The organism is Roseateles agri (genome assembly GCF_034043675.1).
Lineage (GTDB): Bacteria > Pseudomonadota > Gammaproteobacteria > Burkholderiales > Burkholderiaceae_C > KK5.
The window spans coordinates 344161-358220 of sequence record NZ_JAXCLA010000001.1; the positions used below are offsets into that span (position 1 = coordinate 344161).

Consider the following 14060-nt stretch of genomic DNA (forward strand, 5'->3'; position numbering starts at 1 on the left):
TTCGCACTTTGCAGCGACTGGTCCGAGGCCGCCATGACGCAGTTCCCACCTTTTCTGCCACACGCATCGCCCGCCCGTTCGGCCAGAATGGCGCATGGCCTGCCGCATCAACTTCGTCCTGTTCCCCGGCTTCCAGCAGCTCGACCTGGCCGGACCGATGGCCGTGTTCGAGGTCGCGCGGCTGGCGCAGCCGGCCAGCTACCGCTGGCGCCTGGTGGCGAGCCAGCCGCGCAGCGCGCGCAGCTCCGCGGGCGTCGACTGGCCGGTGCAGGCGCTGCCGCGGCAACTCGGTGCGGACGATCTCGTGATGGTGATCGGCGGCGATGGCGTGGACGCCGCCTGCCGCGATGCGCGGCTGGTCGCCTGGCTGGCGCGCGCCAGCCGCTCAGGCGCGCGGATCGCCAGCATCTGCAGCGGCAGCCTGGTGCTCGCGGCGGCAGGCCTGCTGGATCACCGGACGGCGACGACGCACTGGTCGCGCAGCCGCCAGTTCGCGAGCGATTTCCCTGCCGTGCAGCTGCAGCCGGACCGCATCTACGTGCGCGAGCCCGCGGCCCGGCGCGGCGCCAGCCGCCTGCCCGAGCTCTGGACCAGCGCGGGCATGACGGCGGGCATCGACCTGTGCCTGGCCCTGGTCGCACGCGACTGCGGCGAAGAGGTGGCGGGCGAGGCGGCGCGCCAGCTGGTGGTTGAGCGCCGCCGGCCGGGCGGGCAGTCGCAGTTCTCACCGCTGCTCGACATGCAGCGGCCGGAGGGCCGCTTCGGCGCGCTGCTCGATCAGGTCCGGCGTGATCTGGCCAGGGACCATCGCGTGGACGAGCTGGCGGCGCTCGCCTGCATGAGCCCGCGTCACTTCGCGCGTTGCTTCCGCGAGGAGACCGGCGTCACGCCGGCTCACGCGATCGAGCGGCTGCGCGTGGAGGCGGCGCGTGGCGCGCTGGAGGGCGGCCAGCCCTCGGTGCAGCGCATCGCCGAGGACTGCGGCTTCGGCAGCACCGAGCGGATGCGCCGCTCGTTCCAGCGCCTGCTGGGAAGGCCGCCGGCGGCCTTCCGGAAGGCGCGCGCCTAGAAGTGCTCGATCGCCCGCGCCGCGCCGAACAGCGCCGGGCTCTGCTTGGCCAGGATCACCAGGGCCGGCATCGCCGCCAGGTAGTCCTTGAAGCGGCCCTTGTTCTCCATCCGCTCGCGGAACGGCGAGGCATCGAAGCGTGCGCCCAGGCGCGGCACGATGCCGCCGCCGATGTAGACGCCGCCGTGCGCGCCCAGCGTCAGCGCCAGGTTGCCGGCCGCGGTGCCGAGGAAGGCGCAGAACAGGTCGATGGTCTCGCTGCAGCGGGGCTCGTCGCGCTCCAGCGCGCCGGCGGTGATCGCAGCGGCTTCCAGCGGCGTGGGTGTCGCCACGCCATCGAGCTGCTGCAGCGCGAGGTGGATGTCCACCAGGCCCTGGCCGCAGCAGGCGCGCTCGGCCGACATGTGGCCGTAGCGGGCGCCGATGATGTCCAGCACGGCCTGCTCGCGCGGCGTGCAGCCGGCCAGGGTGATGTGGCCGCCCTCGCCTTCCAGCGGCACCCAGCCGCCGTGTCCGTTGGGCAGAAGGCCCGAAACGCCCAGGCCCGTGCCGGCGCCGATCAGCGCGATCGGCGCATGCGGCCGCGCCGCGCCGCCGCCGACCTGGCGCAGTTCCTCCGCCTTCAGGTCCGGCAGCGCCAGCGCCAGCGCGGTGAAATCGTTCAGCATGCGCAGCAGCTCGAAGCCGAAATTCGCCTTCAGCGCCGAGATCGAGAAGCTCCAGTGGTGGTTGGTCATCTTGACCTGGTCGCCGACGATCGGATTGGCGATCGCGATCGCGCAGGCCGGCGGCGCGCTGCGGCCGATGCGCTGCAGGTAGGCTGCGATGGCGTCGGCGATCGAGGCGTAGTCGGCGCAGGGCAGGATCTGCACATCGGTGATCGCCGCGCCGCGGCTGGCTTGCCAGGCGAAGCGGGCGTTGGTGCCGCCGACGTCGGCGAGGAGGCGCGCGGCGCCGCTGTTGCTGCTGGAGTTCGTGCTCATGGCGCGCATTCTGCTGCAAGCGATTCGCGCCGGGTTACATCGGCGGATCAATCGCGCCGCACTGAATCTCCTACTCGCCGGCCCGCCACAGCACCAGCAAGGCCGCCATTCCCGCCATCAGCACCAGCGCCGTCAGCCACAAGGTGCCGGCGTAGCTGCCGCTGGCGTGCACCATGTAGCCGGCCAGCGCCGGCGCGCTGATCTGCGCCAGGCCGTAGCCCAGGGTCAGCCGCGCCATCGCCTTGCCGGGGTTGGCCGGGGAGCGGCGGCCCACTAGCGCCAGGGTCAGGCTGACGATGCCGATCGAGGTGGCGCCATAGATCAGGGCCCCGGCCAGCGCGGCGGCCAGCCCGCCCGACAGCACCTGCAGCAGCACGCCGATGATCTGCAGCCCGAAGGCCAGCAGCAGGGTCGGCAGGCCGCCCAGCCGGCGCGCGACACGGTCCCACAGGAACACCGCGGGCGTGGCCGCCAGCCCGACCAGCAGCCAGCTCAGCGGCCCCTGGCCGGCCAGCAGCGGCTGGCGCTCGACGATGGCGGCGATGAAGGTGCCGTCGATCACGAAGCCCCAACCGGCGCAGAAGTAGCTGAACATCATCAGCACCATCCAGCGGCGGCTCGGGGCGGAGGCCGATGCGGCAGGCGCTGCCGGATCCGCGACAGGCAGCGGCGGTGGCACCGGCGGCCGCCAGGCCCAGGCCGGCGCCAGGAACAGCAGCAGGCCGAGGAAGGCGAAGCCCTGCCACTGCCGGGCCCAGTCCAACCCCAGCCGCGTCATGCCCATCGCGCCCAGCGCCGAGACGACAATGCCCAGGCCGATGCCGGAGAAATACTTGCCCAGCTCGGGCGGCCGGCCGTGGCGCATCAGCCAGTTCAGCACCAGGCCGGATCCCAGCAGCATGCCGGCCGCACCGCACAGCCCGCCCAGGTAGCGCGACAGCGCCCAGGCCGCCGGCCACACGCCCATGCCCATCAGCATCGTCACCAGCAGGCTCAGCCAGATGCCGATGCCGTAGAGGCGATGCCGCAGCGCCGGCCCGTCGAGCCAGGACGCCAGCAGCGCGCCGCTCATGTAGCCGGCGTAGTTGACCGCGGCCATCCAGCCGCCTGCCGTGTCGCTGAGGCCGGCCTGCTGCTGCATCAGCGGCAGCAGCGGCGTGTAGGCGAAGCGGCCGAGGCCCAGCGTCAGCACCAGGGCGCAGACGCCGCCGGTGATGACCTGCCAGGGCTGCAGGGGTCGGGTCTCAGTCTGGGCGCTTGCAATCATCCCGCGAGCGTACGCGAAGGGCTTGTCATTTGCTGGCGCGCACCCAACTACGCCCGATGAACACCGCCCTGATCACCATGCTCGTCGTCGCTGCCCTGTCCACGGCGATCGTGGCGGGGCTGATGTCGCAGCCGATGCGCGCACGGCGCCGGCGTGCCCGCATCGCCGCCCAGCCCTTCCCGCAGGCCTGGCGCCGCATCCTGCGCCGCCGCGTGCCGCAGGCGGCGCGCTTGCCGGCCGACCTGCAGCTGCGGCTGAAATCGCTGATCCAGGTCTTCCTGGCCGAGAAGCCCATCATCGGCTGCGCCGGCCTGGAGGTCACCGACGAGATGCGCGTCACCATCGCCGCCCAGGCTTGCCTGCCGCTGCTGGGCGCGGCGCGCGGTTTCTACCCGGAGCTGAAGCAGGTGCTGGTGTACCCCGGCGCCTTCGTCGTCGACCGCCCCGCGCCGGGCCCCGGCGGCGTGCAGATGGACCAGCGCCGCGCGCTGGCCGGCGAGAGCTGGGTGCAGGGCCAGGTCTTGCTGTCCTGGCACGACGTCGTCGCCGGCGCCGCCGACCCGGACGACGGCCACAACGTCGTCATCCACGAGTTCGCCCACCAGCTCGACCAGGCCAAGGGCTTCGCCAACGGCGCGCCGCCGCTGAAGGACAAGGCCAGCTATCGCGCCTGGTCGCTGGTGATGCAGCGCGAGTACGACGCGCTGCGCCAGCGCGCTGCCATCGGCGAGCCAGGCCTGCTGGACCCCTACGGCGCCACCGACCCGGCGGAGTTCTTCGCCGTCGCCAGCGAGGTGTTCTTCGAGCGCGGCGCCGAGATGGCCTGGCAGCACCCGGCCCTGTACGAGCAGCTGAAGCGCTACTACCGCGTCGACCCGGTCAGTTGGACTTGACGGGCGCCGGGCCGCTGGCCGGCGCGGAGCTGGAAATGGGCGCGAGCTTCGGTTCGCTTGCCGTCACTTCGTTCGTGACCGGGCGGATGGCCTTGTAGGCCGAGCGCTCCACCGATTCGACCAGCTTGCCGATCAGCGCCGCGCCCGACATCTGGCTGCCGACGTCCAGCGCCGTGGAGTCCGGGTCGGCGTACTTGGTGTTGTCGAAATGGCGCTCGCGCTTGAGCAGCGCCATCGACTTGGCGTCGTAGGTCAGGCGCTCAAAGTACATATAGGACGCCACATAGGTGGCGGAATGCGCCGTCTCGCCCGTGCGCGGATTGACGGTCTTGTAGTCGCCCTCGGTCTCGGTCGAGATGACGGCGTTGGCGGCCGAGCCGTCGGCAATGCCGTCCATGTCGAACTCCTGCGGCGCGTTCGGCTGCAGATAGATGCCGATGCCGCTGAGCTTGGTGCCGACGCCCTGCATCTCCGCGTCGCTGTAGGCCGGCACGATCACCTCGATGCGGTCCCAGCCCTGCCGCTCCGGCAGGCTGCGCAGATGCTCGGTCAGCGACGCGAGCACGATGTCCTGGCGCTCGCGTCCGCGCGCCTTCGCCATCTTGGCGGCCACGTCGGCAGGCATGTCCCACTGCAGCAGCACGTGCTGGGCGGCGGGGTCTTCGTCCGTCAGCGCTTTGTCGAGTCCGCGCAGCACCGCGTAGTTGAGCGCCTGGTTGGACACCTGCACCGTCTCGCGCTTGTAGGGCTCGGCACGGCTGCTGGAGAGCTTGAGCTGGCGCACGTACTCGACGCGGTCCCCGACCGCGGCGAGCAGGGCCACGGTTTGCGGCGTCGTCGGCGGCGCGTCCGGCGCGGCGGCAGCGGCGAGCGGCAAGGTCAGGGCAAGAAGGGCAAGCGATCTCATCGGCGCGCGTCGGCAAGTGTGGAGGTGCGCGGATGCTAGGGGCGGTATGTGTGGCGCTTGTGAAGCGGCCGGCGCGAAGCGATCGCGCGAGCCGAGCCTGTCGGATCTGTACGACGCCACCGTCAACGGGGCTCCTCGCCAGAGATGGCAAGGCAGTCAAAGCCCGATGGGCAATGCCCTACAACGGTCGCTCGGAGTTGCGTTGGCCGTCGGTGCGGTCGACCGGCAGCGGGCCAAACAGCACTCTGAATTCGGCACCCGTGCCGCTGGAGTTGTCCTGATAACCCAGGCTCCAGCCGTGCGCGGTCGCGATCTGTCGGCAGATGGAGAGGCCCAGCCCGGCCCCCTGATAGGGCGCACGCCCGCCGCGCCAGAAGCGGGTGAACAGGCGTGGCACGTCCTGCTCGGCCACGCCGGGGCCTTCGTCGCTGACCGACAGGCAGGTTTGTGAGAGGCGGATCGTGATAACACCGCCCGCCGGCGAATGATGGATGGCGTTCTCGACCAGGTTCTTCACCAGCGTCAACAAGGCCCCTCGATCGGCCTCGATCGGTGAGGGGGCAGCGCCCTGCGCGAGCGAGAGATAGACGTTCTGGCTTTCAGCCGAACGTGCCAGGTAAGCCATGGCCTCTTCGACGACTTCTCGAACGCTCAAGAGTTCGAACTGGAAATTCTGGATCTCGCTGACCTCGGCAAGCTGGAGCAGTTGCTGGACGTGGATCGCCATCAGGTCGATGTCTTTCAACAGCAAGTCGCCGTTGATGACGTTGCCCAGTTCGATCTCTGCGCGCATCAGAGTCAGCGGCGTCTTCAGCTCGTGGGCGGCCGCGGCCAGGAAGTCCTGCTGCACGCGGTAGCCCTGTTCCAGCCGCCCCAGCGCGCTGTTGAAGGCCTCGACCAGGGGCGCCACCTCGCTCGGCAGGTTGCGGCTTTCCACCCGCTGGGTGAGATTGCCGGGCCGGATCGCGGCCGCCGCCTCGGAGGCCTCCTCCAACGGTTGCAAGGCTCGCCGTCCTGTCCACCAGGCGATCGTCGAGAAGATCAGGATGGCGAGCAGGCTGGTGAAGACGGCCGTGCCATAGAAGAGCGCACCGCCATGCGTGCGGATGCCGATGGCCAGCCGTTCGCTGCGCGCGTTTCGAACCAGATAGCGGCCACCACCGCGCTCGACGATGGATGTCATCACCTGCAGCGCGACCGCACCGTTGGCGATGCGGGTTACGCCCCGCGAACCCTCGACCGGCATCCTGCGCAGCACCTCCAGCGCCGAGCCCTCCGGGGAAGCAAAGACCTCTCGCCCAGCGCTGTCCAGCACCTGGTAGGCAATGTCCTTGGTCAGCGCGTCCAGCGCGCTCCTTGCATCGGCCGAGCTGTCGATGGCGATCAGGCGTCCGCCGGCATCGAAGCGCATCGCCTGTTCCAGGTGGTCCTCCTGCTTGCTGGCGCCTTCCCAGGAAAAGGGCTCGGTCTGCACCCTGAGCAAAACCACCACGGCAGCGCCCAGCAGCAGCATCAGACCGAGCAGCGCACCGATCGACGCCAGCAGCAACCGGCCCAGCAGGCTGCGCGGCAGCCTAAGGAATCTGTCGAAGGGCAAAGCCATGGCCTCGGATGTTCACGATCTGGAGTTCACTGCCGATGCCCTGCAACTTGCGCCGCAGCCGGTGCAGGGCAACGTCGAGCGCGTTGGGCGTCACCGGTTCGCCGATGCCCCAGGCCGCGTCTTCGAGCTTGGAGCGCTTGAGTGTCTGGCCGCCGGCACGTACCAGCGCGACCATGATCTGCAGCTCGGAGGTGGCCAGCGTGATCGACTCGTCGGCCCAGGTCATGCAGCCCGCCTCCGGCCGCACCTGCAGGCCGGCGAACTCGGGGTCGAGGCTCTGCAGGTTCTGGGTGCGCCGCGTGAGCGCCCTGACGCGAGCCACCATCTCCTGCATCGCAAAGGGCTTGGAAAGGTAGTCGTCGGCGCCCGCTTCCAGGCCGTCCACGCGATCGTGGATCGAATCGCGCGCCGTCAACAGCAGGCAGGGAATCGTGCTGCCGGACCGGCGCAGGCGTCGCACGAGATCGATGCCGTCGCCGTCGGGCAGGCCCCGGTCGATGACGGCCGTGGCGTACTTCTTCTGCACGATGGAAGCGAACGCCGACTCGATCCGCGAGAACACATCGACCTCGATGCCCGCAGTGGTCAAGGCCTGCGCGATCAGCGCGGCCAGGCGGTCGTGGTCCTCGACCAGCGCGATCCTGTTCATCGCCGCATCATCGCCCCGCCCGTTCAGAAGCGATGCACATAGCCCAGGAGAAAGACCGGCGTCGTCTTCCTGTCGACGAGCGAACTGTCCGTGATGCCCTTGCCTAGCGACTTGACGCCCACGTCGGCGAAGATGGAATTCGCCGTGTCGATCATGAAGCCCGCGCGCAAGCCCGCCTCGAGGTTGACCGTCGAGCGCCCCGTGTAGGCCGTGCGATTCGCCGTGGCTTCGTCTGCCGTCACGCCGTAGTAGTAGTCCACGTACTTCTTGTCAACGAACTCCGCAGCGAGGTGGGGCGTGAGCAGGAAGGAGCCGGCGCGGAAATCGTGCTCGGCACCAAGCTTGAGCTGCAGACCCTTGCTCTTGCCAAGCGCGTCCGCCGCGAGATCGAGCGAGATCCTGCCGAGATCGCCCTTCCAGCGCACGGACGGGCCCAGCCAGAGGCTGCCCTGGCGGGAGTCCATGCCGTTCAGGATCGGTGCATCGCTGGCCTTGTAACCATCGCCCAGGGCGTACTTGAGACGCAGCGCGAAACTGAACGGGCCGGTCGAGCCGAGCTTCAGGTCCGCGCCCAGGCCGGCGATCCGGACGTAGTCGTTCTCATAGGACACGTTGGGGAACGCCACCGTCTTGTTGTCGGCGCCCGCATAGGGTCGCGCCATGCTCGCGACGCCAATGCCGACGCGCCATGGCGTGGCGTCGGAGCCTGGCTCTTCGGCGGATGAAACGTTTGGCAGTAGCAGGGCCAGCAGCGAAGCCGAAAGTACGGCCTGCAATCGACGGGTGTTGAGCAAGAGAACTCCTGAGGGCGGGGGTTGATTCCGGCCGCTATCGTCAGGGAAAGTCTCTTACCGAATCCTTTCCGACCCGCGGCCCTGCTTGCGCCTCGTGCAGCGGAGCAGTCAGCCGCGTTAGCCCTCACTCACCCCTCGGTGTAGTCGGAAGCGGTCAGCCCCTCAACGATGCCATGTCGATGGAGAAGCGGTATTTGACGTCCCCGCGCAGCAGGCGCTCGTAGGCGGTATTGATCTCCGACGCCTTGATCACCTCGACATCGGCGGTGATGTTGTGCTGGCCGCAGAAGTCCAGCATCTCCTGCGTCTGGTCAATGCCGCCGATGGCGGACCCCGAGAAGGACTTGTTGCCGAAGATCAGCGCGAACGCTGCCACGGGCAAGGGCTTCTCCGGCGCCCCGACCAAGGTCAGGTTGCCGTCGAGCTTCAGCAGGTTGAGGTAGGCGTTGATGTCGTGCTCGGCGGACACGCAGTCAAGAATCATGTCGAACGATCCGGCGTGAGCCGCCATCTCGTCGGCGTTCTTCGAGATCACGACCTCGTCGGCGCCCAGGCGCAAGGCATCGTCGCGCTTTCCCGGCGAGGTGCTGAAGACGACGACGTGCGCGCCCATCGCGTGAGCCAGCTTGACGCCCATGTGTCCCAGGCCTCCGAGGCCAACGATGCCCACTTTCTTGCCCGGGCCGACGCCACGCCGCTTGAGCGGCGAATAGGTGGTGATGCCGGCGCAAAGCAGCGGCGCGGCTCCCGCGAGGTCCAGGTTCGGCGGAATGCGCAGCACCATGCCCTCTTCGACGACGATGCGCTCGGAGTAGCCGCCGTAGGTCACCGGCGCGGTACCGTGCTTGTCGGGGCTGTTGTAGGTGAAGGTGACGTTCGAGCAGAACTGCTCCATGCCGCCCTTGCATGCGGGGCAGCTGTGGTCAGAACCCACCAGACAGCCAACGCCCACCGTGTCGCCCAGCTTGAAGCGCGTCACGCCGGGTCCCACGGCGCTGACGCGCCCGATGATCTCGTGGCCGGGAACGCAGGGATACACCGTCGGCATGAACTCCGACCACTCGTCGCGCACCTGGTGCAGGTCGGAGTGGCAGACGCCGCAGAACAGGATGTCGATCTGCACGTCGCGATCGGTCACGTCGCGACGCGGGATCGTGGTGCTGGACATCGGGGAGGATTTGCTGATGGCCGCGAGGGCCTTTGCGTCGAACATCGGGGCGCTCCTAAAAGGTCAGCCCCCATTGTTTTCAGGCGATCGGCGACCGGGTAGCCCGATCCTGTTCGATCATTGCCCGATCCTCCTGCGACGGCAAGGAATGAGCATCCGCCCGCGCAGCGCGCGCTATTCTTTCTTCTCGACGACACACGAGCTCATGGCGATGACCCCGCACAGCGACCAGTTCATCCAAGACATCGCACGCTGGACCGAGGGGCGAGAGCAGTTCGACGCACCGATCGACGGGTTGCACCTGTTTCGCCAGGAGCAGCTGTCCGAACATATGGTCTGCATGGTGGAGCCGAGCATCGGGCTGGTCGTCCAGGGCGCCAAAGCCGTCGAGCTGGGTGACCGGACGTTCCGATACGACCCGCAGCATCTGCTGGTCACGTCGCTCGACGTTCCGGCGCGCATGCAGGTGCTGCAGGCCAGCAGGCAGCGCCCCTACCTGGGGCTGGCTTTGAAGCTGGACCTGCGCGTTCTCGGTGAACTGATGCTTCAGTGCAAGCCCTCTCCGGTCGAACCGGTCGCGGGCGCAGGAATCTCCGTCACCCCGGTGACCAGGCCGCTGACCGACGCGCTGCAGCGGCTCGTGTCGCTGCTGGATGAGCCGGACGCACGCGACGTGCTCGCGCCGCTGGCCTTGCGAGAAGTCTATTTCCGGATCTTGACCGGCGGGCAGGGCGCCCGATTGCGTCAGATCGTCTCGACCGGCAGCCAGGGCTTTCGCATCGCGCGCGCCATCGACTGGCTCAAGGATCACTTCAGACAGCCCATGCAGGTGGAGCAGTTGGCCGATCTCGCAAAAATGAGCCCGTCGGCCTTCCATCATCACTTCAAGCAGCTCACCGCGATGAGCCCGCTCCAGTACCAGAAGCGGCTGCGTCTGCACGAAGCGCGCAGGCTGATGCTGTCGGAGGATCAGGATGCCGCCGCGGCCGCCTTCCAGGTCGGCTACGAAAGCCCGACGCAGTTCAGTCGGGAGTACGCCAGGCTGTTCGGAGCCCCGCCGCGACGCGACGTCGAGCGCCTGCGCGTCCCAGCGCCAGCGCCCCGACCACTCAGGGCAACACCTTCACCCTGATGTTCCGGAAGTGCGTCTCGCTGCCCGGGTCATGCCCCTGCAGCGCGAAGGTGCCGCTGGACAGGTAGCGCTTCTCCAGGCCCTCCTGGCGGACCAGCGGGGACTCCTCGGTGTAGTCGGCCGTCTTCTCGTTGTTGACGAAGGTGGTGACGTGCTTGCCTTCGACGCGCACGGTCATCGTGAACCACTGCTGGTCGGGGGACACGACCTTCATGTAGTCCTGCACGCCCCACAGGCCGCCGGTGCGGCTGGGGTCGCTGTGGGAGTTGTTGACTTGCACCTCGTAGCCCCGCTCGGGCCAGCCGGCTTCCTGCCACTGGGTGTGGAAGTAGACGCCGGAGTTGGCGTGCGGAAAGGTCATGACCTCGACCTTCAGCTCGAAGTTCTTGAAGTCGTGCTGCTGCACCGGGCCGGTGTAGTACAGGTGCGAGCGCGGGCCGTGGACGACGATGGCGCCGTCCTTCACGCTGAAGGTGCCAGGCTTGTCGCTGGCGCGCCAGTTGTCCAGGCTCTTGCCGTCGAACAGCAGTTGCCAGCCGGCGGCGGATTCCTCGGCCGTGAGGGTGTTGGCCGCGTCAGCGGCGTGAGCCGCGGTGGCGAACGAAGCAACGACAAGGGCGGCAGCGGCCGCAAGGGAAGCGATGCGCATCAGGCAACTCCAACGATTTGCAGGACTTTGAGGGGTGGGCCGTCGAAGGTGACGGAGGGGGTGTTGCCGACGAAGCCGACGTCCTTCATGCCTTCCGGCGTCGTGTAGAAACCACCGGCGGTGAGGTCGCGGAAGCGCTGGAAGAACTTGGCGGCCGCGGCGAATTCGGGCTTGGCCGTCTCGGTCCAGCAGATGTCGTCGGCGATCTGCGATTGCTGGGCTACATCGAGCTGGTCGAAGCGCTTGCCGCCGAAGCGCTTCGCGCTCTCGGCCTCCAGCCAGGCCAGGCCGTCGATGATGACGGGCCGGTCCTGGGCCTGGTCGGGGTACGGCGCGCTGACCCATTCGTCGATGAAGCGGTGCACCTGCAATTGCGCGGCGCTGGGCGACTGCGCGTCGGCCGGGATGATCAGGCCGCACAGCGCCTGGGCGGTGCGGTTCTGCGCGGCATTGAAGGTCAGCGGCCACAGCTCGCCGCTCTTGTAGCTCTGGGTGAGCTTGGGGTCGGTACCGTAGCCGGTGGGCTTGGCGCCCTTGCGCGTGGCGGGCGTGGCGCCGGCCGACACCGGCACGCCCAGCGCCGCGCTGGCGGCCAGCATCCATTGCAGGGTGGTTCTGCGGTCCATGCTCAGAGCTCCTTGCGGCGGAAGCGGTCGACGATGTGGTCGGCCTGGCGCCAGGCCAGCGCCATGATGGTCAGCGTGGGGTTCTTGTCGGCGTTCGACGCGAAGGGTGCGCCGTCGGACAGGAACAGGTTGGGCACGTCCCAGGTCTGGCCCCAGCGGTTGGTGACGGAGGTGTTCGCGTCCGCGCCCATGATGGCGCCGCCCACCTCGTGGATGATGGAACCGCCCGGGGCGATGGCCTTCCTGCCGTCCAGCTCCGGCCCGCCGTCCAGCACCTTTCCGCCCATGGCTCCGACGATGTCGGCGAAGGTCTTCTGCATGTGGGCGGCCTGGCGGGTCTCGTGCTCGGCCCACTGCCAGTGGAAGCGCAGCACGGGGATGCCGAAGCGGTCCTGCGTCGTCGGGTCGATCTCGCAGAACGAGTCGTCGTTGGGGATCATCTCGCCGCGACCGGAGAGGTAGACGAAGGAGCCGAAGGTGCGGCGCACATCCTGCTTGAACTTCGCCCCGTAGCTGCCTTGAGTGAATCCCTCCAGGCCCGCGCCGGTGCCGGCAGTGGGCATGCGGCGGCCGGTGCCCAGCTCAATGTGATAGCCGCGCGGGAAGCCCAGGCCTTTCTCGGCCCAGCCCGCGCCCTGCTTGCCGTACAGCCACCAGGGTGCGTACATGTGCGAGCCGCCAGCGCCGTCCTCATTGTGCGGCGGCAGGTTTTCCAGCAGCGGCACCTGGCCGGACAGGTCGCTGCCCACGGTGTCCATCACGTACTTGCCAACCTTGCCGCTGCTGTTGGCCAGGCCCTGCGGATACGCGCTGGTCCGGCTGTTCAGCAGGATGCGCACCGACTCGCAGGCGCTGGCGGACAGCACCACCGCACGGCCCTTGACCTCGATGTGCTTGCCGGTCTTGCGGTCGACGAAGCGCACGCCGCTGGCCTTGCCGTCCTTCGTCGTCACTTCGTAGACCATCGCGTCGCAGAGCACGTCGAGATTGCCGCTGGCCAGCGCCGGCGGCAGGTGCACGGCGGGGCTCTGGTAGGTCGCGCCGATCGCGCAGCCGCGCGAACAGGGCGTGGCCCAGAAGCAGGCGGCCCGATCGCGCATGGCCTGCGCGACCAGCGCCTGCGCGCGCGCGTTGCCGGGATGCAGCAGCGCGGGGATCCGCTTGTCGTCGAGCTTGGCCGTCAACACCGCACGGTGGATGGGCACCACCGGGATGCCCAGCTTGCCGGCGCGCTGTGCGATGAGGCGCTCGCCCACGCGCGCGGCGGGTGCGGGCAGCAGGCAGCCGTCGGGCGAGTCGGGCGTGTTCTCCAGGCCCTCGTTGCTGCCATAGATGCCCACCAGCATCTCGACCTTGTCGTAGTACGGCGCCAGATCGTCGTAGCCGATGGGCCAGTCGAAGCCCAGGCCGTCGCGGCTGTGCGGCTTGAAGTCGTAGGGGCCGTTGCGCAGCGAGATGCGGCCCCAGTGGTTGGTGCGGCCGCCCAGCATGCGGGCGCGCCACCAGTCGAAGCGCTGCTCCTCATTGGTGGACGCCTGCGTGTACGGCTCACCCGGCACCTGCCAGCCGCCGTCCACCGTCGCGTCGTAGAAGCCGAAGGGCTTGTCCGGCGTGCTGGTGCCGCGCAGCGGGGCATCGTGCGAGGCCTGGAACATCGGCGTCTCGGTGCGGAAATCGTAGTGCCGGCCGGCTTCCAGCATCAGCACCTTCACGCCTTCCAGCGCCAGCGTGTAGGCCGTCTGGCCGCCACCGGCACCGGAGCCGACGACGATCACGTCATAGTCACGCGCCAGCTCGCGCGTCGTCACAAATCCCATGAGCCCTCCTCAACGAGGCGGGCAGTGTAGCCAGCGCGGGAGGGGCAGTCGTTGGTAACGGCGGGCCTGAAAACCCTCAGCCGTGCGATGCGTGGCGGCTCGTCGCTCGGTGCGCCAGCACGATGATCAGCGGCAGCAGCAGCTCCGGGATCAGGTAGCCAAGCCACAGAGCCGCCGGCTCGGGAAGACCGACCTGGCTGATCGACACGAGCCGCCCGGTGCCCGCCAGCAACACACCCAGCGCGAGCAGGTACACCAGCGTTCCCTGCTGGCGGATGGTCCGGGCGGCCCAGAAGCTGATGAAGCCGGTGGAGAGGTAGACGCCCGCCATGAAGCGATGGACGTTGTCCAGCCGGGGCGAGACCTGCGGCTCACCCAGGTACATCTGCAGCGAGCCGCCGAGCACCGAAATCGCAGCGATCAGGAACAGGCAGACTTGCACGACACGCTGGCTGAGCAGCATCGGGGAAGCGGTGGGCATGGGGATGTCTCCTTTGGAGCGG

At 68.7% G+C, this 14060-nt stretch carries 14 protein-coding genes; 3 read left to right on the top strand and 11 right to left on the bottom strand.

Annotated elements, in window-relative coordinates:
- The first annotated feature begins 94 nt into the window (after window positions 1–94).
- Entirely contained in the window at window positions 95–1069 is a 975-nt protein-coding gene (locus SNE35_RS01600) for a GlxA family transcriptional regulator (RefSeq protein ID WP_320421027.1), read from the top strand.
- Here SNE35_RS01600 and SNE35_RS01605 read toward each other — a convergent pair.
- Complete coding sequence (locus SNE35_RS01605) at window positions 1066–2052, bottom strand: glucokinase (protein WP_320421028.1); 987 nt, start codon at window positions 2050–2052, stop codon at window positions 1066–1068. The two genes, SNE35_RS01600 and SNE35_RS01605, sit on opposite strands and share 4 nt — an antisense overlap.
- A gap of 70 nt (window positions 2053–2122) precedes the next feature.
- Window positions 2123–3319 carry a YbfB/YjiJ family MFS transporter gene (locus tag SNE35_RS01610; RefSeq protein WP_320421029.1) on the bottom strand — a complete coding sequence of 399 codons (1197 nt, stop codon included), beginning with the start codon at window positions 3317–3319 and terminating at the stop codon, window positions 2123–2125.
- Window positions 3320–3375: 56 nt separating this feature from the next.
- Here SNE35_RS01610 and SNE35_RS01615 point away from each other — a divergent pair, with 56 nt between their 5' ends.
- Complete coding sequence (locus SNE35_RS01615) at window positions 3376–4212, top strand: M90 family metallopeptidase (protein ID WP_320421030.1); 837 nt, start codon at window positions 3376–3378, stop codon at window positions 4210–4212.
- Here SNE35_RS01615 and SNE35_RS01620 read toward each other — a convergent pair.
- The 5 genes from SNE35_RS01620 to SNE35_RS01640 form a co-directional block, all read right to left on the bottom strand.
- Window positions 4199–5119, bottom strand: a complete 921-nt coding sequence (locus SNE35_RS01620; RefSeq protein ID WP_320421031.1) for a hypothetical protein — start codon at window positions 5117–5119, stop codon at window positions 4199–4201. The two genes, SNE35_RS01615 and SNE35_RS01620, sit on opposite strands and share 14 nt — an antisense overlap.
- Before the next feature lie 178 nt (window positions 5120–5297).
- Window positions 5298–6722: a sensor histidine kinase gene (locus SNE35_RS01625; protein WP_320421033.1), complete on the bottom strand. Its 1425-nt coding sequence runs from the start codon at window positions 6720–6722 to the stop codon at window positions 5298–5300.
- The gene (locus SNE35_RS01630) at window positions 6694–7371 is read right to left on the bottom strand and encodes a response regulator transcription factor (protein ID WP_320421034.1); all 678 of its coding nucleotides are present in this window, start codon (window positions 7369–7371) and stop codon (window positions 6694–6696) included. Before SNE35_RS01630 ends, SNE35_RS01625 begins: the two co-directional genes overlap by 29 nt.
- Before the next feature lie 23 nt (window positions 7372–7394).
- Window positions 7395–8165: a MipA/OmpV family protein gene (locus SNE35_RS01635; protein WP_320421035.1), complete on the bottom strand. Its 771-nt coding sequence runs from the start codon at window positions 8163–8165 to the stop codon at window positions 7395–7397.
- Between the two features lie 154 nt (window positions 8166–8319).
- Window positions 8320–9378: an NAD(P)-dependent alcohol dehydrogenase gene (locus SNE35_RS01640; protein ID WP_431312695.1), complete on the bottom strand. Its 1059-nt coding sequence runs from the start codon at window positions 9376–9378 to the stop codon at window positions 8320–8322.
- Between SNE35_RS01640 and SNE35_RS01645 the strand changes: the two genes are divergently transcribed.
- A complete protein-coding gene (locus SNE35_RS01645; RefSeq protein WP_320421039.1) occupies window positions 9320–10465 on the top strand; it encodes an AraC family transcriptional regulator in 1146 nt (381 codons plus the stop codon). The two genes, SNE35_RS01640 and SNE35_RS01645, sit on opposite strands and share 59 nt — an antisense overlap.
- Here the strand turns inward: SNE35_RS01645 and SNE35_RS01650 are convergent.
- The 4 genes from SNE35_RS01650 to SNE35_RS01665 form a co-directional block, all read right to left on the bottom strand.
- Entirely contained in the window at window positions 10443–11114 is a 672-nt protein-coding gene (locus SNE35_RS01650) for a 3-keto-disaccharide hydrolase (RefSeq protein ID WP_320421040.1), read from the bottom strand. The two genes, SNE35_RS01645 and SNE35_RS01650, sit on opposite strands and share 23 nt — an antisense overlap.
- Entirely contained in the window at window positions 11114–11740 is a 627-nt protein-coding gene (locus SNE35_RS01655) for a gluconate 2-dehydrogenase subunit 3 family protein (RefSeq protein WP_320421041.1), read from the bottom strand. The genes SNE35_RS01650 and SNE35_RS01655 overlap by 1 nt, the downstream gene beginning before the upstream one ends.
- Before the next feature lie 2 nt (window positions 11741–11742).
- The gene (locus SNE35_RS01660) at window positions 11743–13557 is read right to left on the bottom strand and encodes a GMC family oxidoreductase (protein WP_320421043.1); all 1815 of its coding nucleotides are present in this window, start codon (window positions 13555–13557) and stop codon (window positions 11743–11745) included.
- A gap of 76 nt (window positions 13558–13633) precedes the next feature.
- Window positions 13634–14038 carry a DUF4345 family protein gene (locus SNE35_RS01665; protein WP_320421044.1) on the bottom strand — a complete coding sequence of 135 codons (405 nt, stop codon included), beginning with the start codon at window positions 14036–14038 and terminating at the stop codon, window positions 13634–13636.
- Between the last annotated feature and the right edge of the window lie 22 nt (window positions 14039–14060).